Raw genomic sequence first — 26531 nt, forward strand, 5'->3', positions numbered from 1 at the left:
TAATATTAAGATTTATCTATGTTTAATTAGATAATAATTGGGGAGTAAAGAATAACCTCTTTATTTCCCCATGCTTTTGTTTGTTAGTGTCTAAAAGTGTTAAAGTTTAGTAATACTAATTAAGCGACCAATATTTTCACTGGTTCGTTCAATATTTTTGAATCCATCAGCCAATAAATCTTCAATCTTAGATAGAGATGGGATGATTCCAAAAATGGCATTAATTCCTTCTGGATAAAGTTCTTCGATGTTTTCACCAATCATTCCTGCTAATGCAATAACTGGAATATTGTGTTTTTTGGCAGTTTGTGCAACACCATAAGGCGTTTTTCCAAATTTGGTTTGAAAATCAATTCCACCTTCTCCTGTAAAACAAAAATCGGCACCAATTAATTGGTTTTCTAAATTACTATATTTGATAACAATATCGATGCCTTTTTCCATTTTACTATTGGTAAATGCCATTAATCCTGCCCCTAATCCGCCAGCAGCACCAGCACCAGGAATAGTCGCAACATCTTTATTTAACTGAGATTTTATGATTGATGCATAATGTTGTAAGTTCGCATCCAATTGTTCAACCATCTCAGGGGTTGCTCCCTTCTGTGGTCCAAATACTCTTGAAGCACCTTTTTCACCACAGAGTGGGTTGGTAACATCACTTGCAACAATAAATTCTACACTATCAAGTTGAGGATTTACTTCAGACATATCAATTCTAGCTAAATTGCCTAATGCTCCTCCACCTTTAGGGAGTAGTTGATTGTTTTTATCGTAAAGCTTTACGCCTAAGGCTTGTGCCATTCCGGCTCCACCATCATTTGTCGCGCTACCGCCAATACCTAAAATAATTTTTTTAATACCCTGTTTTAAGCAGGCAAGAATCAATTCACCTGTACCAAAGGTTGTGGTAATTAATGGATTACGTTGTTCTTTGGTAACAAGATGGATACCACTTGCTGAAGCCATTTCAATGACTGCTGTGGTGTTATCTCCTAGGATTCCATAATAGGCAGTCACTTTGTTACCAAGTGGACCAGTAACTTCACAAGCATGTAAAGTTCCATTAGTCGCATCGACTAGTGATTGTGTTGTACCTTCACCACCATCAGCCATTGGGACATGAATATATTTGGCATCAGGAAATACCTTTTTTAAACCTGACTCCATTGCTTGACACACTTCCTTTGCTGTTAAGCTTTCTTTAAATGAGTCAGGAGCAAGAACAAATGTTTTCTGTTTCATAAAAATTACTCTTAATATTACATAATAAATTGATAGAAAATAATGGCAATAATTGTCATTGTTCCACCAACCATCGCTTCATATGGAATCAATTTCATACGTTGTTTAATTGTCATATTCATACTACCGCCAGTTACATGAAAGTAATTCCCTTGCGGTAATGAATCAATAACTGTTGCACCAGTATGCATCATAACAGCTGCACTAAGAGCTGGTATTCCTAAATCTGTGATGGTTGAACCAAATGTACCTGTTGCTAAAATTACACCTGTTGAAGTTGATGCTGTAGCTGCTGCCATTAAGATACCTGAAATTGGTGATAAGTAATAACCAGAAATTCCCATTGAATCAATGATATTGATAACTTGAGCTGCTAGGTTTGATGAACCAATTAAACCTGCGATAGCACCAGCACCGACAAGAATAAGTACAGTTGGTGTCATTTTTTCAATCCCAGATTTGGTATACATTGCAATGTTACGATGTTGTCCCATTGCTAACATGCCGATGATCCCTGCTACAGGAAGCACATATAATGCATCAATCTTTAAATTAGCTAGTGCTTCAATATGGAAAATATTGCCTATAGGGCTAACCATTAATAGAAGGATTGCTGTTACAGGAGCAACGATTGCTTTGCCTAATGATGGATTTTTATTTTTCTGTTCAGCATCATTTTTTTGTAATGCAACGACTTCGTCGTTAGCAATTTTATCACCTTTATTTTTTATCAATGAAGCGATAACGACAGTTGCAATTAAACCAAATAGAGCAGGAATAAAACCCGCTATCATCACATCACTTAAGCTTAAATTGAAGCCATTGGCAACAGCGATAGTATTTGGGTTAGGTGATATAATATTCCCAGCTTTACCACCACCAGAAAGTGCTAATAATAACGCTAATCGAGAAATGCCCATTTTATTACCAACAGATAAAGCAATAGGTGCAACGATTAATACAGCAACTGGAATAAATACGCCTGATGCAGTAATAATACCTGTAGCTAATGCTAAAGCGAGTAATGCCTTTTTCTCACCTAATTTTCTAACGACAGCTTGAGCAATAGTTTCCGCTGCGCCCGATTCCATCATTACCCCGGCTAGAATACCCGCAGCTAATACTCTAATCACAGTGCCCATGATACTTTGAGTACCAGTAGTTAAAATTGTGACAGTTTGTATTAGATTTGCTCCACCAATGAAAGCACCAATTATCGCACCAAAAAATAACGAATAGACTGGATTTATTCCACGTAATATAAGAAATATTGCAAGAAAAAGTCCTATTATAGCTCCATACCAACTAATGAGTTCAGTCATTTAAATTTTCCTCATGTTTCTATGACTATTAAAAAGTATTGCGCTAATTTTATTATCGAATTAGTTTGCTATCTATGTGGTTTTGCACAAATGTGAGCTATAAAAACAAAAAAATATTGGGCTTTATAATAGCGTTATGTGATCTTCGTCACAAAGTTAGTGCGTTTCACGCATCCAATTTTATAAAAATCTAGATCAACAGCTCCTTTAAAATTAGGCGATAAGATTAGATTTGTGAAATTATTGTTTCTTATTGCGATTTTTTTGATCTTTATTGTAAATACAATTAATTTGCCAATCCTATAGCTAAAGCGTAAAATGCCCATCCTATTTTGCTTAACCTATTACCTTATAGGGTAATACTGACTTGAAATCAGAGGCATTTTTTAATGACAAATTTATATTCAAAACCAGAATTACTTTCTCCTGCTGGTTCGCTTAAAAATATGCGATACGCTTTTGCCTATGGGGCAGATGCGGTTTATGCTGGTCAACCACGTTATAGTTTGCGTGTTCGAAATAATGAATTCAATCATGAAAATTTAGCGATTGGAATTAATGAAGCACATGCGCAAGGCAAAAAATTTTATGTAGTTGTAAATATAGCTCCTCACAATTCAAAGCTGAAAACCTTTATTCGAGATTTAGAGCCTATAGTAAATATGAAGCCTGATGCTTTTATCATGTCTGATCCTGGCTTAATTATGTTGGTACGTGAGCATTTTCCTGAAATGGAAATTCATTTGTCTGTACAATCAAACGCCGTTAACTGGGCTACGGTAAAATTTTGGCACAATATTGGATTAACCCGCGTTGTATTATCACGAGAGTTGTCTCTTGATGAAATAAAAGAAATTCGTGAAAAAGTACCCGAGATGGAACTTGAAGTTTTTATTCATGGTGCGCTTTGTATGGCTTATTCCGGACGATGCTTATTATCTGGTTATATTAACAAACGAGACTCTAACCAAGGAACTTGTACCAATGCTTGTCGTTGGGAATATAAAGTGTCCGAAGGTAAGGAGGACGAAGTAGGGCAGATAGTACATAAATATGAACCAATTCCTGTAAAGCAAATTGAACCGACTTTGGGCATTGGCACAACAACAGATCAAGTCTTTATGTTAGAAGAATCAGGTCGTCCTGGCGAATATATGCAAGCTTTTGAAGATGAACATGGAACTTATATCATGAATTCCAAAGATTTAAGAGCGGTTGAATTAGTTGAAGATTTGACGAAAATTGGCGTACATTCATTAAAAATTGAAGGGCGGACAAAATCCTTTTATTACTGCGCTAGAACCGCTCAGGTTTATCGTCAAGCTATTGATGCAGCGAGTGAAGGTAAGCCATTTGATCCTCGTTTATTAACTGAACTTGATTCACTCGCTCATCGAGGATACACCGAAGGCTTTTTGCGTCGTCATAAACATGAAGATATGCAGAACTATGTTCATAGCCATTCAGTGTCAGATAGACAACAGTTTGTTGGTGAGTTTAGTGGTCAACGTTTAAATGGATTAGCTGAAATTATTGTGAAAAATAAATTTTCAGTAGGTGATAGTGTTGAGATGATGACACCAAAAGGTAACACAACGTTCATTATTGAACGAATGGAAAATAAAAAAGGCCAACCTGTTCCTGCCGGACTCGGTGATGGCCATATTGTTTATATTCCGGTAGCTGAAGATATCGATTTAAATTATGCGCTTTTAATGCGTAATTTTGATTAGTCCATCTCTATTTAGCTAACTGTTTGAATTTATAAACAGTTAGCTAATATCATTATTGACGGATTAAATCTTCACCATAACCAATCCATTTATAAGTTGTTAATGCTTCTAGACCCATTGGTCCTCTGGCATGTAATTTTTGAGTACTGACAGCAACTTCGGCACCTAAACCAAATTGTGCGCCATCCGTAAATCGAGTTGATGCATTAACATAAACTGCAGCCGCATCAACTAGCTTAATGAATTGCTCTGCATTAAGTAGACTTCGAGTTAGAATGGCTTCTGAATGGCCACTGCCATATTCCCGAATATGTTCAACTGCTAATTCAAGTGAATCAACAATCACTATGTTCAGATCTTTGGAAAGCCACTCTTGTCTAAGTTCGTCATCTTCTACTGGAAATAGATTTGCTACGCCTGAATTTAAAATTTTATAAGCATCAGGATCAGCATGTAATATGACGTGATTATCAGCCATAATTTGACTAAGTTTAGGCAGAAAAGTATTTGCAATTTCAGTATGTACGAGTAATGTTTCTACAGAGTTACATGTACTTGGTCGTTGAGTTTTCGCATTTAGAATGATTGAAAAAGCTGCGTCAAAATCTGCGCTTTCATCGACAAAGATATGGCAAACTCCAATACCGCCAGTTATGACCGGAATGGTTGAATGTTCACGGCAAAGTTTATGTAGAGCCTCACCGCCTCGAGGAATAATCATATCTACATATTTATCAAGTTTGAGTAACTCAGTGATATATTTACGATCAGGATTATCGATTGATTGAATAGCAGTTTCAGGTAAGCCGGCTTGATTTAATGCTTGTTGAATAATGGATATGATAGCCGCATTAGTATTAACCGTTTCTTTTCCACCACGAAGTATCGCTGCATTACCTGTTTTTAAACAAAGAGCAGCAATATCTATAGTAACATTAGGGCGGGCTTCATATATTACACCAATTACACCTAGCGGAACTCGGTGACGTTGTAACTTTAATCCGTTCTCTAAAACTGACCCATCGATAGTTTGCCCAATAGGATCGGTTAAGGAGACAACTATGCGAACATCATTAGCAATAGAGGATAGTCGCTCTGGCGTTAATAATAAACGATCAAGCATTGCTTCACTCAATCCTTGATTTTTTGCTATAGCAATATCTTTTTGATTCGCCTCTAAAATGCTTTGAGAGCTTTGCTCCAATAAATCAGCAATACTAATTAAAGCCTGATTTTTGATTTTAGTTGGGCATTGTGCTAATTGATATGAGGCTTGTTTTGCTAACTTTCCAATTTGGTTTATCATTGCTTAACCTTAATAGATTTTACTCACAACTGTGTTTGACAGAATACAGATTCTCTAAAAAATAATTTATCTAATGATATTATACATCCCACTCTAATTCTTATTTATAAAACTTATAGAATAAATAATATAGTTAAAGAGGTATGAGCTGTCACCTTAAACAAATTTTCCTAGTAGGAATCAATTTATTCCAACAATAATGTATTTTTCAGGCGATTGTCAATTATGAAGCTTAAAAGCAAGCTGAGATATGAAAGTATTTAATGTAAAAAAGAAGCCAATATAGCCTGTAAACAAATCTATTATAAAGGCTGTAATATATAAGTTAATAATGTTCTCAAATTTGATCATCTATCGCCAATTTACACAATAGTTCTCAATGCTCATTAAGTAACTTTTAATTATGTTTTGCTAAAAAGCTGTAACCAATAGTTAAGTATTTAAATTAATGATTTATATCACTTAATAATAATTAATTTTAATTACAGCATTGGCAATGTATTATAAATTCATAAAATAAACTTTTGAATTAATAAAAAAAGGTATGGGTAAAGATACCTTTTTTGCATAAAGTTAAAATTTTATAGTTTATATTTCTTTATCTTTCAGAATGATATGTAACGTGTTTAAAAGTTTCTCTTTTTCCGCGTCTTCCATAACTGATAAAGGAATATTTACAGTGTATTGCTTGTTACTAATATTATTTATGTAATTGATGACAACTTTATTATATTTATAACTAACTGATGTGATTTCCTTAAAAAGTATGCTCACACTACTTCTTATTGGAGCAGCAGGTCGATAAGTTATAAAGTCTTCCCCAATTGAAATATAAACCAAATTGTATTGCCAAAAAACACGAATAATTATTAATATGGGCAATCCTATACTTATCTTTAGATTACCTGGTAAAGACAAAGACACGAAAAAGATAACTATACTTAATATAATTAAAAGTATGATGTGTCGTCGAGCATGAAAACATTTTATATTTTGAGAGTCCATTTTTATCCTTAAAATTAATATCCAATTTTTCTATAAATTACGTCTTTCTTCTAATGTTTTTTCATTAGCTTTGTTAATTATTTTTCTTCCACCAAAAATCCCTATTAAACCTAAAGGGATAAAGAGTATACTGCCAATAATAATTAAAGTACCTGCTAATTTTTGATTATTTTTGGCAAATAAAATGCCTAGGGTACTTATTAATGCAGATATTATGACTAACGGTAATAACATTTGATAAGCTGAGTTGTTTAGTGAATTCAAGTAAACAATTAATACACCTAACCAGTTCACTATTACGCCACCTATAGCTAGTTCCATTTAACCTCCTTATTATTTGATAATCATATCATTCCGATGTACGGCTACAGATCCATATTCATAGCCAATAATTTGACTAATTTCTTGTGAGTGATGTCCTGCTATTTGTTTTAGCGCATCACTATTATAACGGCTTACACCTCGTGCGATTTGTTTTCCTGACTTATCACAGATATTTATTACTTCTCCCCGCGAAAAATCTTTTTCAACCGCTATAATTCCTTTTGGTAAGAGCGAACTACCATTATTCAAAATAGCATTTATAGCACCATCATCAACTAACACCTTTCCTGCATTAGGTGCACCATATAGCCAATGTTTACGATGCTCTAATGGGGTTTTCTGTGGTAAAAAACGCGTGCCTACCGATTGATTATTGACTGCATCAATAATCACATTTTCTTTATTCCCAGCTGCAATTATTACTTCTATTCCTGCACTACCTGCTACTTCAGCTGCTTGAATTTTTGTGCTCATACCACCTGTTCCCAGCCCTGAAACACTATCACCAGCTATGTTTCGTAAACTTTCATCAATATGAGAAACTTCTTTTATTAATTGAGCTTTGGTATCAGATCTTGGGTCGGCAGTATATAATCCTTCAATATCTGTCAGTAATATGAGTTTATCGGCTTCCGCTAAAATTGCCGCTAGTGCTGATAGGTTATCATTATCACCCACTTTTATTTCGGCTGTAGCTACGGCGTCATTCTCATTGATGACAGGTACAATATGATTATCTAGCATCGCTTTTAGAACATCTTGTGCATTTAAAAAGCGTTCACGATCTTCTAAGTCAGCTCGTGTCAGTAACATTTGTCCAATAAAAATTTTATATATTGAAAACAGCTGTTCCCAAAGCTGGATAAGTTTACTTTGTCCAACAGAAGCAAGTAATTGTTTTGATGCAACAGTATTTGGAAGGTTAGGGAAGTTTAGATACTCTCGACCAGCAGCAATTGCTCCCGATGTAACTATAATAATTTTGTGACCAATTTGATGTAAATAAGAGCATTGCCGAATCAGTTCAACTATTCGAGCGCGATCTAACTGTTTAGTTCCACCAGTTAAAACACTGGTACCTAACTTAATAACGACAGTTTGCTTTTTTTTATTAGTCATAGCAATAATCTTATTTAAATCATCTCTTACAAAATAGATTCCATCCATTTAACTGATTGAGTTAAGGCATTTTGTAAGCCTTTTTGTAATGGTGTTTTAGGAATAGTCACAATTTTGCTTTGCTTTGAAGATTGAATTAATTTTGCTTCAGTTAAATTACTTAACTTATCATCTTCAAAGATGACATTCATAATTGGCACAGGACAAGAATGAGTTAATAATCCCTGGTTTTTTAGAGAAAAGTAATTTAATTCAGCAGCTAACTGCTGATTTGAAACTGATGTTAAACCTAATCGACAAGCTAGCATATCCTTATAACAATTTGGTAGATTCTGTTGTAAGGTTTTATCAACAAATATTTGATGTACAAAAGGTGTAAAGTTGAAAAGTCCTTTTATTTTATTTGGCATTAAATAAGCAAGACGTGTAGCAATGTGTGAACCAAAACGGAATCCTGCCACAATTATACGATTGCTATCAACCCAAGGTACTGTCGCTAGTTGTTCAATTATAGCTTGATGAATTTGGCTACTATTTTGTGTTAATACAAAATTTCGACTAAAGCCCACTGTTGGCAAATCTACTGTTAGCATTGCAAAACCTTGTGGCGCTAGGTATTCACTAAAGTAGCGATAATAGTCGATTTGTAAATTACCTAATGCATTACAGACTAACACGACAGGGCATACGCCATCACAGTTCTTAGGTAAATGTAAAATTGTTTTAACACTGCGATTTTCAACTTTAAATTCTATCTGTTTTGTCGTGTAAGGCGAAAACTCAAGTGCTTTTATATAAGATTGATATGCACAAGTTTGTGCATACATGGCAAGCTCATCATTTTTAAAATGAGGATAGCTAGCAATACTAGCAAATTCACTCGCAATTAAATAATCTTGATGTAAGTTATTTTTTGCTTCTTCAGATAAGTCAGATTGATCTATTGAATCCGCTTTAGCTTGCCATTTTGCAGCTTGATTTAAAAACTCATAAATCCAATTGCCAGGTTGATAACCAATTACCGAATCTAACCACTTTTCATTGGTATGACGTTTAGTCGAAATTGCGATTTGCGATAAAACTTCTTCGATTTCCAATTTCGGTAAGCCACGCCAAAACCATAGGATAGGATTAATGATTCGGTACCATTTTGAATCTACTTCACCATCAAATGGACTAATACTGCTACCATCGCTACTATCTAACCGATTGATTAGCGATGATGTTTCAGGATAATCATATTGTGGTTTAAATATCTTTTCAGAAAGGTTTTCAGTCATAGCAACCTTATTAAATTAATTATTAATGATCACTAAGTGGCTTAACAAACATAACGCCAGTATCCCATGGCTGTTCGATCCAAGTATCTTGAGCGATATCGACAACATAATCATCAACTAATGGTTTGCCAGCAGGTTTAGCAAAAATAGTTACAAAGTGAGCCTTTGGATACATTTCACGAATAGTATGAGCTGTGCTTCCGGTATCAACTAAATCGTCAACAACAATAAAGCCTTCGCCATCACCTTTCGCTTCTTTTAAAATTAGTTTTTCACGTTGATGATCGTGGTCATAACTTGAAATACAAACGGTATCGACATAACGAATGCTAAGTTCACGAGCTAGAATAGCCGCAGGAACTAAGCCTCCACGACTAACGGCAATGATGCCTTTCCATTGTTTGGCGGGTAATAATCTTTCAGAAAGTTGACGACCATAAGCTTGAAGCATTTCCCAAGTAACGTTGAATTTTTTCTTTTCAGCGATGAGCTCTGCTTTATGCTGTTTTTTGGCTTTGATTTCTTCTTCTGTTAAAGTTTGTTCTATTGACATGTGTAACCTGCAATTTTAATCGAATAAACGAATTTAATAAATTAATATTAATGGACTTGAAATAGATGTAAAATTGCACCTTATTATAGAGTGATTAGATAAAAAAAACCACTGATTAATTTGTTACCTAGCTAATACTGAGGATAAATTATGCTATCAACCCTAAATCCAAAATTTGTTTGGCAGATTTTTAATGATATTTGTAAAATTCCCCATCCTTCTCATCATGAACAAATGATAACCAAATATATTGTCGATTTTGCAGCAACCCATCATATTGATTGTCAGCTTGATAAAGCTGGAAACATTTTATTGAGCAAAACCGCAACTAAAGGTATGGAAAATTGCCCATCTATTGCTTTACAAGCCCATATGGATATGGTTCCTCAAAAAAACGAAGGTACAGAGCATGATTTTCTAATTGATCCAATCCAAGCTTATATAGACGATGAATGGGTTAAAGCAAAAGGTACAACATTAGGTGCTGACAATGGTGTAGGGCTTGCATCTGCTCTAGCTGTATTAATTGATCCATCTGTCGAACACGGTCCTCTTGAAGTTTTAGTTACGACTTCTGAAGAGACTGGTATGCATGGTGCTTTTGGTCTTCAACCGAATTGGTTAAAAAGCCGTTATCTCATTAATACTGATTCTGAAGATGAAGGTGAGATATTTACTGGTTGTGCAGGCGGTATAGACTTCTCAATGAATTTTACAATTACATACGCGGTTATGCCGGAGATTCACGATTGCTATGTACAACTTTCTCTAAAAGGTTTGAAAGGTGGACATTCAGGTTGTGATATCCATCTTGGACGAGGGAATGCCATAAAATTAATGGCAAGATTGCTAGCTCAATACGCACAAGATATCTCATTTAGATTAGCTGACATTCGAGGCGGTTCATTACGTAATGCAATCCCTCGTGAAGCTTTTGCTGAATTAACTTTAAGCAAGCAAGATTTGCCTAAGTTAGAAGCAATTGTTAAACAATACCAATCTGTATTACAAAATGAATTTAGACAGATTGAACCAGATATTGAATTAACTTTAAAAGAAGTGAAAACGGATAAAGTCAAAAGAGTTATCGCGATTGATCAACAAAACAAAATCATCAATATTTTAAACACTGCGCCTAATGGTGTTGTCAGCATGAGCAAAGAGATCCATGGTGTGGTTGAAACTTCTTTAAATCTAGGCATTGTCAATATTAGTGACAATCAGTTAAGTGTAAACTTTTTAATTCGTTCTCAAGTTGATAGCGCAAAAGATGCGGTTGTTTCAACGTTAATATCATTAAGCCAATTAGTAAATGCTAATTATGAAATCAGTGGTGGTTATTCAGGTTGGGAACCTAATTTGAATTCTAGACTACTACAATTAGCTAAAGATAAGTACTTAGAAATTTTTTCAAAGCAAGCAAAAATTATGGTGATCCATGCTGGTTTAGAATGTGGTTTATTTAAACAGTCTTATCCATATATGGATATGATTTCAATTGGACCAACTATAGTTTCACCTCATTCACCTGATGAAAAAGTTAATATTCATAGTGTATATCGTTATTGGGAACTACTAATTGCGATCTTAAAATCGGCTTGTTATTTGAAATAAAAATTACGGTTCCTCCTTTTGATTGATTAGAGAGGAGGAATCATCCGACTTATTAGCTTTACTAAAGATCGACTAACTTGAAAATAAATTCACTAAAAGTGAATAAAAATGCATTTTATGCTTGCTTTGTTTTTTCAGAAAGCCTACTATACTACCAAAAAAAACTTAGTGATAGATAAGGAAAGGTATGTTAAAAGCAATAGTTGTCGGAGCAAGTGGTTATGCAGGTGCAAAACTAGCATATTATTTAACAAAGCATCCAAATATTGAGTTAGTCGCGTTAACCGTATCTGAAAATAGTCGTGATGGTGGAAAGTTAATCTCGGACTATGATTTATATCCTCAATTGAAAGGTGTAGTTGATCTCCCCTTAATTGCAACCGCCGACTATTCATCTCTCATTCATGATGTTGATATTGTTTTTTTAGCAACAGAACATTCAGTTAGTCACGATATCGCACCTTATTTTTTAGACAAAGGATGCACAGTATTCGACTTATCTGGCGCATTTCGTGTCAATTCATCCTCTTTTTATACTCAATTTTATGGTTTTGAGCATCAACATAAACAGTGGCTTGAGAAGGCCGTTTATGGATTAGCTGAATGGAATTATGAGGCTATAAAACAAGCTCAGTTGATTGCAGTTCCTGGCTGTTATCCAACAGCATCCCAACTGCCTTTAAAACCGTTGATTGAAGAAGATTTGTTAGACAAAAGTCAATGGCCTATTATCAATGCTGTAAGTGGTGTAAGTGGCGCTGGACGAAAACCTTCGACTAACAATTTATTTTGTGAAGTGAGTTTACATGCTTATGGCTTATTTACACATCGTCATCAACCTGAAATTGCAACACACTTAGGCCAAGAAGTTATCTTTACGCCTCACCTAGGATGTTTCAAACAAGGCATTCATGCCACTATTACCTGTATGGTAAAGAAAGGCGTAACATCTGATGATATTCGTAACGCATTAAATAAATATTATCAAAATAAACCTTTAATTAGGGTTTACCAAAAACATTGGCCAGCATTAAAATCAGTAATAGATCTGCCATATTGCGATATTGGTTTTGTACTAAAAGGGCAACATCTGATTTTAATTTCAGTTGAAGATAATTTATTAAAAGGTGCAGCAGCACAAGCGGTACAGTGTATGAATATTCGATTTGGCTTTGATGAAACTACAGCCTTATTATAAATACTCATTTGTTAATAATATTAATCAAGTGACTTTGTTTAAATGGATAGGGAATAAAAATGAAACCATTAATTATTAAGTTTGGCGGTGTATTACTCGATAACAAAGATGCGTTAAGTAAATTATTCATTATTATTAGCGAATATAAAAAGAATTTTAATAGGCCTTTAATTATTGTTCATGGTGGTGGTAGTGTTGTTGACGCCTTAATGGATCGTCTTTCATTACCGGTAGTACGACGCAATGGTTTACGCGTTACACCCGCAGACCAGATTGATGTGATTGTAGGCAGTCTTGCAGGTAGTGCCAATACGACAATATTGTCAGAGGCAAAAAAATTACAAATATCAAGTATTGGACTCTGCTTAGCAGATGGTGATAGTGTCAAGGTTAAACAAATTTCTGAAGAGTTAGGGTATGTAGGCGAAGCTGAAATAGGTGATCCAACCTTAATCAATTTACTGCTTAATAATGGTTATTTACCGATTGTTAGTTCAATTGGCATTACTGATCAAGGCAAGATGATGAATGTGAATGCCGATCACGCTGCCGTTGCACTCGCAAAAACAATAGATGCAGATTTAATTTTATTATCTGATGTTGCCGGTGTTTTAGATGCTAACAAACAACGAATTGAATCATTAACGCAAGCAGAAGCTGATCACTTGATCGCACAAGGCATTATTACTGATGGCATGATTGTCAAAGTCAATTCGGCATTCGAAGCAGCAAAAACGCTTGGGCGACCAATTGATATAGCTAGTTGGAAAGAATCCGACAAACTTATTGAATTATTTAATGGAAAATCAGGAATAACAGGTACAAGAATTATTGCTTAAATATAAATCAGTTAGTATATTATTTGAGTATATTTTTTATTAAATATACTTAATTTAATCTTTAAATCATTTATTTTTTCGTCAGTAAATTTAAGAAAGGGTATAACATGAAAAAAAGTGCAACAAAAAAGGTGGTTTTAGCCTATTCAGGTGGATTAGATACATCAGCTATTATTCCATGGCTAAAAGAAAATTATGGCGGTTGTGAAGTTTACGCTCTAGTCGCTAACGTTGGTCAAGATCCTAAAGAGCTAAAAGATGTTGAGAAAAAAGCGAAAGCATCTGGAGCAGTAGCTTGTAAAGTTGTCGATTTACGAGAAGAATTTGTTAAAGATTATGTTTACCCTGTTTTAAAAACTGGCGCTTTATATGAAGGAACTTATTATCTTGGAACTTCAATGGCTCGCCCAATTATTGCTAAAGCCCAAGTTGAATATGCATTAGAAGTTGGTGCCGATACCCTTTGTCATGGAGCAACAGGTAAAGGTAATGACCAAGTTCGCTTCGAAACAACTTATACAGCTCTAGCACCACAACTTAAAGTTATTGCACCTTGGCGTGAATGGGATTTACGTTCGCGTGAAGCTTTAATTGATTACTTAAAAGTACGAAAAATTCCAACAACTGCAACCGTTGAAAAAATCTATAGTCGTGATGAAAATGCTTGGCACATCTCTACCGAGGGTGGTGTGCTTGAAAGCACTTGGAATCAAGCCAACGCGGATTGTTGGGCATGGACTGTCTCACCAGAAGATGCACCCAATAAACCAGAACTTGTTACCATTGGTATAGAAAAAGGTGAAGTCGTTTCTGTTAATGGAAAGAAACTCTCTCCATATAACTGCGTAGCAACACTCAATAAAATTGGTGCTAAACATGGTGTTGGTCGAGTTGATATCATTGAAAATCGTTTGGTGGGTATCAAATCTCGCGGTTGTTATGAAACCCCAGGTGGTACAATCATGATGACAGCATTACGTGGTTTAGAACAATTAATTTTAGATCGTGATAGCTTCAAATGGCGTGAACAACTTGGTTTAGAAATGGCATACGTTGTTTATGATGGTCGTTGGTTTGCACCATATCGTCGCTCAATTCAAGCCGCTGCTGATGTATTAGCAGAAGATATGACAGGTGAAGTTGTAGTTAAACTCTACAAAGGTAGTGCAACAGCAGTTCAGAAAAAATCACCAAATAGCTTATATAGTGAAGAATTTGCGACTTTTGGTGAGGATGAAGTCTATGACCACAGTCATGCAGGTGGATTTATTCGCTTATTCTCATTATCTTCACGCATTCGAGCTCTAAATGAAGGTAAGAAAAAACAACCAGCTAAAAAAGCTACAGTTAAAAAAGATACAGCTAAAAAAACTGAAAAAACAGTCAAAAAAGTAGCTAAAGCTGATGCTAAAGCGACAGTTGCTCCAAAATCTAAAGTGAAAGCGAAAGCCAAAGCTAAAAAGTAAGTTTTAATGACTTTTTACTTAGATATAAAACACAATATATACAGACTTTGGTCTGTATATATTTTTTATAGTATTATTGATTTATCATTATTAAAAAAGCGATCAAACTAAAATCGCTTAGGATTAAAAATTGAGGTAATTATGGCATTATGGGGTGGGCGTTTTAGCCAAGCAGCAGATCAACGATTTAAACATTTTAATGATTCTCTACGCTTTGACTATCGGCTTGCGGAGCAAGATATCATTGGATCAATTGCATGGTCTAAAGCTTTGGTCACTGTTGACGTTTTATCTTATGATGAACAAAAAAAATTAGAAAAAGCTTTAAATGAATTATTAGAATCAGTACGGCAAAACCCAGAACAGATTCTACAAAGTGATGCGGAAGATATTCACAGTTGGGTAGAGCAAAAACTTATCGAAAAAATCGGTGATTTAGGTAAAAAATTACATACTGGTCGTAGCCGTAACGATCAATCAACAACCGATCTAAAATTATGGTGTAAAGATGAAATCGCTCATCTTGTCACAGCTATCAATGAACTCAGAAAACGCCTAGTGCTTACTGCTGAACAACATCAAGATGCAGTTATGCCTGGCTATACTCATCTACAACGCGCACAACCAGTCACTTTTGCTCATTGGTGTTTAGCGTATTATGAAATGCTAACACGTGATGAAAGCCGTTTACAAGATACACTTAAACGCTTGGATGTAAGCCCTCTAGGTTGTGGCGCTTTAGCTGGAACTGCTTATCCAATGGATCGCGATCAGCTAGCCGATTGGTTAGGTTTTGCAACAGCAACAAATAATAGTTTAGATTCGGTATCTGATAGAGATCATGTACTTGAATTACTCAATAATGCATCTATAGGAATGGTGCATTTATCTCGGTTTGCAGAAGACTTAATTATCTTCAATAGCGGTGAAGCAGATTTCGTTGAACTGTCTGATCGTGTCACATCAGGATCATCATTAATGCCACAGAAAAAAAATCCTGATGCATTAGAACTTATTCGAGGAAAAATAGGGCGAGTTGTTGGTGCACTAACTGGCGCCATGATGACTTTTAAAGGTTTACCCCTTGCTTACAATAAAGATCTACAGGAAGATAAAGAACATCTATTTGATGCACTTGATACTTGGCAAGAATGTTTAGACATGGCAGCGTTAGTTCTTGAAGATATTAAAATCAATTACCAAAATTGCCAAAATGCAGCTAAACAAGGCTACTCAAATGCAACAGAACTTGCTGATTATCTCGTTGCTAAAGGTATTCCATTTAGACAAGCTCATCACATTGTAGGTGAAGCCGTTGTTGGCGCGATAGCTAAGCAAAAAGCATTAGAAGAGTTAACGTTGGATGAATTAAAAGTCTATAGTGATGTTATTGAAGATGACGTTTATCCAATTTTATCACTCGAATCTTGCCTAGCTAAACGATCAGCTAAAGGAGGCGTATCGCCTAAACAAGTTAAATTGGCAATCGACAATGCTAAAAAACAGCTCTGTTTATAATACTTTTTATTTTAAATACCGACTTTTGTCGGTATTTTTATGCTTCAAAAACCCCGTTCCTCAACTTTTTTTTGATAAAAATCTGTTTGTATATCGCTCAATAGAGTGTAAAAATAGATTTTCAATTTTTAGATGGATGAAAGTGAATTGCAATGAATAAAAGTTATAACTTTAGTGCAGGCCCAGCAAAACTTCCTGCAGATGTTTTAAAACAAGTACAAGCTGAATTATTAAATTGGCACAACACCGGCGCATCAGTAATGGAGTTAAGCCATCGCGGTAAAGATTTTGATGCATGTGCGATTGAAGCAACTAACGATCTTCGTGATATTTTAAATGTCCCTGAAAATTATAAAATTCTATTTTGCCAAGGTGGGGCTAGGGCACAATTTGCTGCTGTGCCAATGAATATTTCGGCAAAAAATGCTGATTACATTAACAGTGGCTATTGGAGCCAATGTGCAGCCAAAGAGGCAACCAAATACTGTAATGTGATTGAACAAAATGTGACAATTAAAAATCAAGGTATAACCTCAATTAAACCCATGTCCGAATGGCAACTAAGTGATAACAGTGATTATATCCATTATTGCCCTAATGAAACCATTGACGGGGTCGAGATATTCGAACAACCTAATTTTGGGGATAAAATCGTAGTTGCTGATTTATCATCTTGCATTTTATCGCAACCGATTGATGTAAGTCGCTATGGCATTATTTACGCGGGTGCGCAGAAAAATATTGGTCCTTCAGGAATCACAATTGTCATTGTTCGAGAAGATCTAATTGGACATGCTCAAAAAGCATTACCTTCCGTGTTAGATTATAAAATCTTAATGGATCATGACTCAATGTTTAACACACCACCTACATTTGCTTGGTACATGTCAGGTTTAGTCTTTAAATGGATTAAAAGCTTGGGTGGATTGAATGCAATGCAGCAACGAAATCAAGCTAAAGCAAAATTACTTTACCAATTTATCGATCAATCCGATTTTTATCGTAATACTGTGGCTATTGCTAATCGATCAATCATGAATGTCACCTTCTTATCACCAAATGAAGATCTCGATAAAAAGTTTGTTAGTGAAGCAACACAAGCAAATATCATTGGAATTAAAGGTCACCGAATTGCAGGTGGAATGAGGGCTTCGATTTATAATGCAATGGATATTGATGGAGTCAACTACCTAATAGACTTCATGAAACAATTTGAAAAACAAAATGGTTAGTTATATCGGTAAATAAAAAAGGGATACAGTAGTATCCCTTTTCTATTTTACACATTCTTATTTACAACTAAAGACTTCACCAGTCATCACAGCATCTGTCGGAGCAATATCTGAAACATATTGTAACGATGCATCTTGTGCGTTATAAATCACATTACCACCCATTGCAGCAGCTTTATTCATCAAATCATTAGCTGCATCACGAATCAACTCACTATGGGTTTTTAGACCAGAAAAGAAAGTACTACGGCGGCCTTCAGCTTTACCGATAAATTGGCAATTTGCTGCTGGTTTAGTATCAATAAACTGAACTTGTCGACCAGCTGAAGTGGCTTGATAATCTGAACCACTACAACCATTTAAAAACAATGCAGTAGATAACGCTGCACTAATAAAAAGAATTTTCTTGATAGACATAATATTTCCCCAACCAATATAACGAGTAATAATAATTTAGAACATTGTAGCAGGTTAATTAACTAAAAAATATTGCTTATTACAAATGATGAAATGATAATAGGTTTCAGTTTAATAATTAACCAAATCAACCTATTTAGTTAATTAAATGTAGCAAATTAATTTTAACTCTATTATAATCGCAACCCTACTAAGTCAGTAGCACATCCAAATGGCCCCTTAGCTCAGTTGGTCAGAGCAGTCGACTCATAATCGATTGGTCACTGGTTCAAGTCCAGTAGGGGCCACCAATTCAAAAACTATATAGTTAACAAATTGTCTATAATCATCTTCTTAAAATAATCTAATTATATAAATTCAATGTAATTTAATTCTTTCAACTTTATATGTTTACTAAAAATTAATTAATAGACTTGGCTTATTTTTTTATTAAAAGAATAGGATATATCAATTTTTTAAACAATTAATTTTATGTTCTCCAACCCCAAATAATAACTAGTGTTCCGAGTAGGATAATCATGGAGCCGATTAAATCAAAAGTTGATAGTTTGACATGATCAACTAACTTAAGCCAAATAATGGATGCTACTACATAAATACCACCATATGTTGCATAAGTTCGACCACTAGCTTCAGGGTGTAAAGTAAGTAACCAAGCAAATAACATAAGGCATAATGCCGCCGGTATAAGAAACCAGGCAGAAACCACTTTTTTAGCCCAAATATAAACAAAATAACAGCCTGAAATTTCAGCTAAAGCGGTAAATATAAATAACACGATAATTTTTATCATAATTAAATTAAGCTATCATTAATAAGTTTCAGATTAGTATAAACAATACTAGATTGGTTTGAACATTATTTCTGTTTTGTTTTTTATAGATTTTTAAAGTTTAACATGGGCGTTATTTATTAACCTATGTTAATATCGAATTAGTAAATTAAATGTAAGATTGATTTATGGTAGCAAAGAAAATTTTTAATTAAAATTAATAGTCAAAAAAGGAGATTTTATGTTGAAAAAGACAATATTACTTTCGATATTATTTTCGACAGCTGCGCAAGCTAAATTTATTCATCCAATGGACTTTGATGGTTCAGAGGCACAAAAGCAAGAAGTTATCGAATATATTAAGGATAACGTAAAAAAAGATTATTGTGAACAAATTGACATGTGCCAACCTTCCAATTTGAGAATGATGGAGCAAGAGAATTTAGATGCATTTAAAAAAGCGACTAAGGCCACAAATAGAAAAATAATGGATCAAGTAATTAAAGATTATTGTAATAGTGGTATAGATATGTGTAGTTATAGCACCATACTAATGATGTATGAAGAAAACAATAAAGCTGATAAAGAGGAATTAACTTGGTAGATGTTTCATAATAGTACTCACAATAAAAAACATTACATTGATGGTTATATTTGTAACCAATTGACTTTAAGATAGAATATTAAATTTCATTTATTGTTATATATAAAAGTGTATCAGAAATTCATTTATGAAAATCAATTTTTAAAAAAGCGGGGCGATTGATTGGATTATCAAGGTTTATGGTTTCAGCATGAAATTAGAACTAAGTACCGTTTAGACCTTAATGAATCTATTTTCTGATGGAATGTTGAGAAAGTTGGAAGAGGGTTCAACTTGGAAGAAAGAATAAAATAATCGATCAAGCGTTTTATGAATTTAAAGCTAGATTGATTTGATAGGAAATAAATAATGCGAGCATATAAGATCACCGTGAAGAAGGTTTTAATTTTTAGTTTAATAATTTTTGCCATCTATATCATTACTTTTCCTAATGATGATTCGCCTCCAAATCCAACGATGGTTGCTTTAGCCGGTATTTCCGTTATTTCATTTATTGTTTGTTGTTTGATTTTGTTAGTTCGAGGAATATGTGGAATAGGCAAGAAATTTTTAAATTATAAGGCGCACAAAAATTTAAATTTAGAAAAAGCATCGTCTCAAGACACTTCATTCAATTATTCAACCAATTCTGAAGATTCTGTTGATTACGAACAGCAAGAATTAGATTCTGATAATTTTAGAAATCACTTAACCACAATATGGAATTCAGACTTGTTTACGATTTCATTTAAACATTCCAACGTCAATAAAGAATTATTATTAGATAGAGTCCAAATAAATTCATCTAACGAGCTTTTTTTCACTGGTTACTGTTTTGAAAGCAAAGATGAACGCACATTTAAAATTGAAAACTTTAAATCTTATATTCAATACGCAGGAAGAGAATACAGCCTACACCAATTTTTTACTAAAGTCCTTGAATTGGATTCAGAGTATGTTGAAAGACTGGGAGTTTAATTAAAAAGGTGGCTATTAAAATGGTTGGCTGATGGTTGAGGAGAATTGTTAGCTGAATACCAACAATCAGAATAACCCAGCCGATTTCTTTTTTTTCAAGCCTCTTGGCAGTTTATAGCCTCTATTTTTCTTATTTAAAATAGGGGGGAATATTAGGAAACTAATTAACAATAATTGCCACTGAAGTTACTAAAAGCAAATGAAACAAAATCGATAACAGCAAATATTTCCGCCGTATTTTCAACTAATCCCAAATCAAAAACACCACTCCTCAACTTTAATTTATCTTCGTTGAGAACCTTTGCGTATTTTTAGCACATCTTGCAAGGGTGTTTGGTTGAATAAGTTTTTATATTCTCGATTAAATTGTGTTGCACTTTCGTAACCGACTTTTAAACTCGCTTGAATCGCTGTCATATTCTCGCTGACCATTAAACGCCGGCCTTCATGTAATCTAAGTTGTTTTTGAAACTGCAATGGGCTTAAACTTGTTACTTTTTTAAAATGACGATAAAAGCTAGAGAGTGACATATTCGCTTGATTGGCTAGTTGTTCCATTTTTATCGGCTCTCTAAAATGTTCTTTTAGCCAATCTATCGTATTCGCAATACGATAACTTCTTGTTTCTGGCATACAAATTGATATTAGCGCTTCACCAAATGGACCGATTAAGAGTAGATAATGAATTTCTTTTACGATTAGTGGTGCTAAAACCGAAATTTGTTCAGGTTTATCCAGCAACTTAAGCAATCGATAAAAAGCATTGATTAGATCATCTTCAGCTTTAGAGATAATAATACCATTAAAACTTTGTTGCGAAGGTTTATTTAATTCCGGAAATTCTATTAATAACTCTTTAATTAAATTATTATCAATCAAAAGTGACAATGAAAGGAATGGGGCTTTCGTCGTCGCTTTTTTAATTGTATTTATCGTTGGAATATCAATCGAGGTTATAAGATAATCACCTTCTTTATAATGATAAAGTTTGGTGCCAAGCAGAGAGCTTTTTTCACCTTGTATTATCATTGTAATCATAGGATGATAAAAACAATTTTCTAAACAAATATCTTTATTTTTGCCGACTTCACGCCTATAAATGCCAAAGTTTTTAATTTGTGTTGGATAGTCCCCCACAGTTGGCATTCTTTTTAGCATTATTTTTTTAATTTCTTTTTTTAACATAGAGATTTCTCTATTAATTTAAATTTCTCTATTAGCATATGATTTCTGATAGGATTAGGCAACTTTTTGGCAGGATCGGCTCTATTGAATATTATTATCAGATCTTATAATAATCAAAAACGAAGTGAAATACATTCGCATCAGTATCTAATAAATTATCTATCATTTTTAGTCGCACTTAATAGTCAGAATCTAGGGTGGTTAGCAAAAGTTTGCAGTATTAACTAATTGTTTAAGGGCAAAGGCTATGAATATTTTAACACCAAAAAAAGGATCGATTGTTACTATTTCCGCTTTTATGTCTAAAGGCGATATGATTGGCTTAAAGCAAGCTTTAATTGATGGATTGAATCAAGGATTAACCATCAATGAAATTAAAGAAATTTTAGTTCAACTTTATGCCTATGTAGGTTTTCCAAAAAGTTTAAATGGTTTGAGTGCCTTTAAAGCGCTACTAGAAGAACGTCAAAAAGAAGGCATTACTGACACAGTTGGTTCTACTTCGTCACCATTACCGACTAATTTAAGCGCTTTAGAATTGGGTACAAAAATTCAAACAAAAGTTGTAGGCAAACCGGTTACGGGTGGCATTATGGATTTTTCACCTACTATTGATCAATTTTTAAAAGCCCATCTTTTTGGCGATATTTTTGGTCGAGATATTTTAAGTTATGAAGATAGAGAGATAGCGACATTAGCTGCGCTATCAACCTTGCAAGGTGCCGATAGTCAGATTAAATCTCATGTTCAAATTGCGCAAAATGTCGGGGTATCTCCCACTCAATTAGATGGCATTGCGAATATTTTAAAATCAAAAATTGGTGAAATCGAATTTGAACGATTCAACCGTGCAGTAAAAGGCCAATAAAAAATTACAACCAAATGGATATAGTAAATATATCCATGTTTCACAAAATAAGTTTTATTACACAGATAGCTTTAAATCATTTCCTGACGAGGATAGTTATTATGAAAATAATCAGTCAATCTGAATTTGAAAAACATAATTTATTTGGACTGGGGGAGCCGAATGTAAATTATGCTAAATATTTTATTGGTCAATCCTATCTAAATTTATTAACAGCAAAGTCTCCCTTATTAGTTGCAAATGTCACATTTGAACCTGGCTGTCGAAATAATTGGCATATTCATCATGCATCACAAGGTGGGGGGCAAATTTTATTATGTATAGCTGGTAGCGGTTGGTATCAAAAATACGGGGATAAGCCAATAAGTTTAGAGCCCGGTATGGTTATCACCATTCCTGCGAATGTAAAACATTGGCATGGCGCTAAAGTTGACTCATGGTTTAGCCATATCGCTATCGAAGTGCCGGGTGAGGATACCTATAATGAATGGTGTGAAGCGGTATCTGAAGAAGATTTCCAAAAATTATGCTAATTAACTAGATATAAAACATTAATTTCAATGTGAGAGATTGACATGAATGATATACATTCTCAAATTACAGTTCCACATCAGACAATTCAGTTAGAACAACGTTGGGATAAGATTTTTCTACAAAGTGATAAAGTTGAGCATTTTAAAGTCACGTTTAAAAATCGTTATGGCATTACGCTTGTCGCAGATCTATATCGCCCAAAAAACAGCCCAGATAAATTATCTGCTATTGTTGTCGCAGGACCATTTGGCGCAGTAAAAGAGCAGGTATCGGGTTTTTATGCGCAAACTCTAGCAGAGCGAGGATTTATTGCTTTGGCATTTGATCCCTCTTTTACTGGTGAAAGCAGTGGATTACCGCGTAATCAAGCATCAGTTGAAATCAATACCGAAGATTTTAGTGCCGCTATTGATTATCTTGGATCTTTAGATTGCGTTGAGCGGGAGCACATTGGCATTTTGGGGATTTGTGGTTGGGGTGGTATAGCTTTAAATGCTTCATCAATTGATACTCGAATTAAAGCGGTAGCAACCGTTGTCATGTACGATATGAGTCGAGTTATTCCTAAAGGTTATAATGATAGCATGACAGAAGGGCAACGATTAGCAATGAAACAGTCATTGAATAATAGCCGCTGGGACGATTCACAAAATAGTTATGCCACATTGAATCCAAGAAACAATATTACCGTTGATCAAATCACGGATGAAACACCACAATTTATTGCAGATTATTCTCGTTTTTATACCACTAAACTTGGTTTTCATATTCGTTCTGTCAATTCAAATCCGAATGGTTCATGGGTGTTAAGTATGCCACTTTCATTTATTAATCAGTCGTTATTGAATCATGCCCATGAAATTGAGTGCCCAACATTAATTATAGCCGGTGAAAAAGCGCATTCTCGTTACTTTTCAGAAGATGCGTTTAAAATGGTTGGCAGTAAAAATAAAGAATTAATGATTATTCCTAATGCAGTGCATACTGATTTATATTATAATACCACCAATAAAATTCCCTTTGATAAATTAGAAACGTTTTTTAGCGCTAATTTATTATAAATTTTGGGGGCTAAAATATGGAAAAGCTTTGGCGTTAAAAGGCCATTAACGACAGAGCTTAAAAAGATTTTAAGATTTTTCGTTAAAAACATAGGTATTTATACCATCGATTATAAGAAAAATGAGATAATCGCTACGACTAAAATAGACAAACATCTTTGGTGATTGTTAAGAACCTAAAAAAATGTAAGAGTAATGATTGATATCTTTAGTGAGATTGTTTGTTATCATAAAATACACTTTAATTTCCAATACTTAGTTAAATAAATTGACAATAATGTCAATGCTAAAGATTACCGATAAATCACATAGATTATTCCGTTACAATTTATCAAATTGATATACCTTAAAAAGTCCTAAAAGTTTTAAGAACTCTTTACATAAAATACCAATACAAAACCTTGTTACTCTTTTATGATTTAAATGTCGATATTAGGTTTAATCATGCAGATCTTAATGTCAAAGATAGGTTTAGTATTACTCAGGGTGAGTATTATTAATTGTAGTAAAGGAGTAGTGTTTTATGTTTCCGTCAAGTTATAGTCAGCGCTCGGATATTGTGAGTGCCAATAAAGAAAAATCCTCATCATTTATCTTTGAGAAAAAACGAAAATTCATCAAGCTTCTTTCTTGCCATTCTAGCTATTTAACTTATAATCGTATGTATGTATGTATGTATGTATGTATGTATGTATGTATGTATGTATGTATGTATGTATGTATGTATGTCAAGTCCTGTTTTAGCATTATCAAATAAGACAAGCAATATTATTCATGGAACCCCTCCTTATTTAACATTTGATAATGGTCAAACAAAAAGCACAGATACTAAAGCCTTATCTTGGGTAAGTTATATAGAAAACGGCCGTGAAGTTAAACATAATAGGCCACCTGTGGATAATGATAATAACCCCTTATCTATTGCACTTCCCACTAATCTTGCAACTTTTGCTGATATAAAAACTATAGTGCCGGTTGATACTCCTATTGATGGTGATAAAATCCAGTCGATTGATTTTATCAAACTATTGCAAGCACCTTATAATTATGGTCGGGATGATGATGGTGATGTGATAAATTCAGGAACTGGTAAAATCCAAATGACAATTGTTGGTTCTACTGGTAAAAACGTTGCCCGGACTGATGCTATTGATAAGTGTTTGGCGCCGTATAATATCAAGTTAAAAATTGAAAACAGTAGCATTCAAACTCAATATGGTGTTCCAAATACAGCACAATTTAGTGATCTAGATGATAACTATATTCTTACTGTTGGTTCTAGTACCATTTATACTTGTTTTGTTCAACCGAACACATTAACACAAAATAACGGTGTTTCTGGTCAGTGGGATTCAGATAAAAGTGCTTTTTTAGTCCAAAATGTTAATGATCCAGAATCTAACTTTCCTGCAACAGGCGCCAATGATCTTAGCTTTAGATTGATTATTGCGGGGCTGACAAGTTATCGTCAACTTAGTTATAGCAAATCGCCTAACAACTCTAATGTTGATTTAGAATTCAGTGCAAAGGATGATGGGGTACCCGTAGTCAAGTTAAAAGGGCCAAACTCTAATTCTCCTTCATATAAAATGAGTTTTGTGCCAACACAATTTACTATTTATGCTGATCAAGCAAAAACTATGCCAATTTACCGTTTTAAATTGCGCCATTGGTTTATTCCGCAAGCGGATAGTGATGGTCTCAATATGGTAGAAAACAATTATAATAACGCTGAAAATTATTGTGCAAGCTTGCCAAATTATAGATTGCCAATTGTGTCAGATCTGACTAACGGTAATATTCCTGGTTGGTGGGAAGGCGGCTATCCTGGAAATGGTCAAAAGAAAATTAGACAAATAAATGGTGGATTGAGTTCAGAGTGGGGATCATTAAAAAATAGAGGTTATGGCAGTGCTTGGACTCCATTTGCTTTTTGGACCAGTTCACCATCCCCAAGTACAATTCCAAATCAACATTTTATTGTGGATGTAACAGGTGATGTTATAAGTGGCACAAAAACTCAATTTACTCAGGTGGTTTGTGTTTCACCCTAAATAATATTTAAATCTGTATGTTTAAGGTATGGCTCTTTAAACAGAAATTATAAAAGGGAGCGGATTACGCTCCCTTTTTATTTGAATATATCATTTGATAATAAATTAAAAATGCCGTCTGATTATTTAAATAAATTAGGTAATTGAATCTTGTATCCTTATTTAAATTTTTAACCATATAAAATAATACAAGGTAAAATTCTCATACTCATTTTGGTGATAAAAAATATTCAACTGGCCCAATTTTTATACTGAAACACAGGCGTTTTCTGAAAGATTTTGCAAAATTTCCTGTATTTTTATTAATAAATTGATTGTAAGTTAG

Annotated in this window: 23 protein-coding genes, 1 tRNA gene and 1 pseudogene; 15 read left to right on the forward strand and 10 right to left on the reverse strand. The window is 34.1% G+C overall.

Translation table 11 applies throughout. The features are described 5' to 3' along the window. Nucleotides 1-99: 99 nt before the first annotated feature. A complete protein-coding gene (locus tag J3U16_RS07650) occupies nt 100-1245 on the reverse strand; it encodes a glycerate kinase (RefSeq protein ID WP_065734054.1) in 1146 nt (381 codons plus the stop codon). Nucleotides 1246-1262: 17 nt separating this feature from the next. Beyond that, nucleotides 1263-2567 (reverse strand): GntP family permease, encoded by a 1305-nt coding sequence (locus J3U16_RS07655; RefSeq protein WP_065734055.1) that lies wholly within the window; start codon nt 2565-2567, stop codon nt 1263-1265. A 389-nt stretch (nt 2568-2956) separates the two neighbouring features. Between J3U16_RS07655 and yegQ the strand changes: the two genes are divergently transcribed. Then, nucleotides 2957-4300: a tRNA 5-hydroxyuridine modification protein YegQ gene (gene yegQ, locus J3U16_RS07660; RefSeq protein WP_065734056.1), complete on the forward strand. Its 1344-nt coding sequence runs from the start codon at nt 2957-2959 to the stop codon at nt 4298-4300. A gap of 52 nt (nt 4301-4352) precedes the next feature. On the opposite strand, the gene proA is transcribed toward yegQ, so the two are convergent. The 5 genes from proA to gpt all read right to left on the reverse strand — a co-directional run bounded on the left by proA (nt 4353) and on the right by gpt (nt 9887). Then, a complete protein-coding gene (gene proA / locus J3U16_RS07665) occupies nt 4353-5606 on the reverse strand; it encodes a glutamate-5-semialdehyde dehydrogenase (RefSeq protein ID WP_267342811.1) in 1254 nt (417 codons plus the stop codon). 1035 nt (nt 5607-6641) lie between these two features. Next, nucleotides 6642-6932: a hypothetical protein gene (locus J3U16_RS07670; RefSeq protein ID WP_065734059.1), complete on the reverse strand. Its 291-nt coding sequence runs from the start codon at nt 6930-6932 to the stop codon at nt 6642-6644. A gap of 12 nt (nt 6933-6944) precedes the next feature. Then, nucleotides 6945-8054 carry a glutamate 5-kinase gene (gene proB, locus J3U16_RS07675; protein ID WP_267342812.1) on the reverse strand — a complete coding sequence of 370 codons (1110 nt, stop codon included), beginning with the start codon at nt 8052-8054 and terminating at the stop codon, nt 6945-6947. A 26-nt stretch (nt 8055-8080) separates the two neighbouring features. Further along, nucleotides 8081-9334 carry an esterase FrsA gene (gene frsA, locus J3U16_RS07680; protein WP_267342814.1) on the reverse strand — a complete coding sequence of 418 codons (1254 nt, stop codon included), beginning with the start codon at nt 9332-9334 and terminating at the stop codon, nt 8081-8083. Between the two features lie 22 nt (nt 9335-9356). After that, entirely contained in the window at nt 9357-9887 is a 531-nt protein-coding gene (gene gpt, locus J3U16_RS07685; RefSeq protein WP_081299561.1) for a xanthine phosphoribosyltransferase, read from the reverse strand. A 150-nt stretch (nt 9888-10037) separates the two neighbouring features. On the opposite strand from gpt, the gene J3U16_RS07690 reads away from it, so the two are divergent. The 6 genes and pseudogenes from J3U16_RS07690 to serC all read left to right on the forward strand — a co-directional run bounded on the left by J3U16_RS07690 (nt 10038) and on the right by serC (nt 17754). After that, nucleotides 10038-11501: an aminoacyl-histidine dipeptidase gene (locus J3U16_RS07690; protein ID WP_267342815.1), complete on the forward strand. Its 1464-nt coding sequence runs from the start codon at nt 10038-10040 to the stop codon at nt 11499-11501. A gap of 187 nt (nt 11502-11688) precedes the next feature. After that, a complete protein-coding gene (gene argC, locus J3U16_RS07695; RefSeq protein ID WP_065563515.1) occupies nt 11689-12699 on the forward strand; it encodes an N-acetyl-gamma-glutamyl-phosphate reductase in 1011 nt (336 codons plus the stop codon). 59 nt (nt 12700-12758) lie between these two features. Next, nucleotides 12759-13538 carry an acetylglutamate kinase gene (gene argB, locus J3U16_RS07700; protein WP_065734063.1) on the forward strand — a complete coding sequence of 260 codons (780 nt, stop codon included), beginning with the start codon at nt 12759-12761 and terminating at the stop codon, nt 13536-13538. Between the two features lie 107 nt (nt 13539-13645). Further along, a pseudogene (locus J3U16_RS07705) lies at nt 13646-14863 on the forward strand (argininosuccinate synthase); the annotation flags it as partial. Nucleotides 14864-15145: 282 nt separating this feature from the next. Continuing rightward, a complete protein-coding gene (gene argH / locus J3U16_RS07710) occupies nt 15146-16522 on the forward strand; it encodes an argininosuccinate lyase (protein WP_267342817.1) in 1377 nt (458 codons plus the stop codon). 152 nt (nt 16523-16674) lie between these two features. Then, nucleotides 16675-17754 carry a 3-phosphoserine/phosphohydroxythreonine transaminase gene (gene serC, locus J3U16_RS07715; RefSeq protein WP_267330765.1) on the forward strand — a complete coding sequence of 360 codons (1080 nt, stop codon included), beginning with the start codon at nt 16675-16677 and terminating at the stop codon, nt 17752-17754. A 57-nt stretch (nt 17755-17811) separates the two neighbouring features. On the opposite strand, the gene J3U16_RS07720 is transcribed toward serC, so the two are convergent. Next, complete coding sequence (locus J3U16_RS07720) at nt 17812-18171, reverse strand: DUF4156 domain-containing protein (protein ID WP_267342818.1); 360 nt, start codon at nt 18169-18171, stop codon at nt 17812-17814. Nucleotides 18172-18384: 213 nt separating this feature from the next. On the opposite strand from J3U16_RS07720, the gene J3U16_RS07725 reads away from it, so the two are divergent. Continuing rightward, nucleotides 18385-18461: transfer RNA gene (locus J3U16_RS07725), tRNA-Ile, on the forward strand. Between the two features lie 179 nt (nt 18462-18640). Here the strand turns inward: J3U16_RS07725 and J3U16_RS07730 are convergent. Beyond that, complete coding sequence (locus J3U16_RS07730; RefSeq protein ID WP_267342819.1) at nt 18641-18964, reverse strand: YnfA family protein; 324 nt, start codon at nt 18962-18964, stop codon at nt 18641-18643. Nucleotides 18965-19184: 220 nt separating this feature from the next. Here J3U16_RS07730 and J3U16_RS07735 point away from each other — a divergent pair, with 220 nt between their 5' ends. Both J3U16_RS07735 and J3U16_RS07740 read left to right on the forward strand, forming a co-directional pair. Beyond that, complete coding sequence (locus J3U16_RS07735) at nt 19185-19547, forward strand: hypothetical protein (protein WP_267342821.1); 363 nt, start codon at nt 19185-19187, stop codon at nt 19545-19547. Nucleotides 19548-19895: 348 nt separating this feature from the next. Beyond that, nucleotides 19896-20504: a hypothetical protein gene (locus tag J3U16_RS07740; protein ID WP_267330767.1), complete on the forward strand. Its 609-nt coding sequence runs from the start codon at nt 19896-19898 to the stop codon at nt 20502-20504. 282 nt (nt 20505-20786) lie between these two features. Here J3U16_RS07740 and J3U16_RS07745 read toward each other — a convergent pair whose 3' ends face one another. After that, nucleotides 20787-21689 carry an AraC family transcriptional regulator gene (locus J3U16_RS07745; protein WP_267338670.1) on the reverse strand — a complete coding sequence of 301 codons (903 nt, stop codon included), beginning with the start codon at nt 21687-21689 and terminating at the stop codon, nt 20787-20789. Between the two features lie 247 nt (nt 21690-21936). On the opposite strand from J3U16_RS07745, the gene J3U16_RS07750 reads away from it, so the two are divergent. The 5 genes from J3U16_RS07750 to J3U16_RS07770 all read left to right on the forward strand — a co-directional run bounded on the left by J3U16_RS07750 (nt 21937) and on the right by J3U16_RS07770 (nt 26206). Then, complete coding sequence (locus J3U16_RS07750) at nt 21937-22557, forward strand: carboxymuconolactone decarboxylase family protein (RefSeq protein ID WP_267342822.1); 621 nt, start codon at nt 21937-21939, stop codon at nt 22555-22557. Nucleotides 22558-22658: 101 nt separating this feature from the next. After that, nucleotides 22659-23090 carry a cupin domain-containing protein gene (locus J3U16_RS07755; RefSeq protein ID WP_267342823.1) on the forward strand — a complete coding sequence of 144 codons (432 nt, stop codon included), beginning with the start codon at nt 22659-22661 and terminating at the stop codon, nt 23088-23090. A 42-nt stretch (nt 23091-23132) separates the two neighbouring features. Next, nucleotides 23133-24152, forward strand: a complete 1020-nt coding sequence (locus J3U16_RS07760) for an alpha/beta hydrolase (protein ID WP_267342824.1) — start codon at nt 23133-23135, stop codon at nt 24150-24152. A 523-nt stretch (nt 24153-24675) separates the two neighbouring features. Further along, nucleotides 24676-24909, forward strand: coding sequence for a hypothetical protein (locus tag J3U16_RS07765; protein ID WP_267342825.1), 234 nt, complete (start codon nt 24676-24678; stop codon nt 24907-24909). Next, nucleotides 24878-26206 (forward strand): hypothetical protein, encoded by a 1329-nt coding sequence (locus J3U16_RS07770; RefSeq protein WP_267342826.1) that lies wholly within the window; start codon nt 24878-24880, stop codon nt 26204-26206. The genes J3U16_RS07765 and J3U16_RS07770 overlap by 32 nt, the downstream gene beginning before the upstream one ends. Nucleotides 26207-26531: the final 325 nt, after the last annotated feature.

This window comes from Gilliamella sp. B3023 (assembly GCF_026536845.1).
Classification (GTDB): Bacteria; Pseudomonadota; Gammaproteobacteria; order Enterobacterales; family Orbaceae; genus Gilliamella; species Gilliamella apicola_E.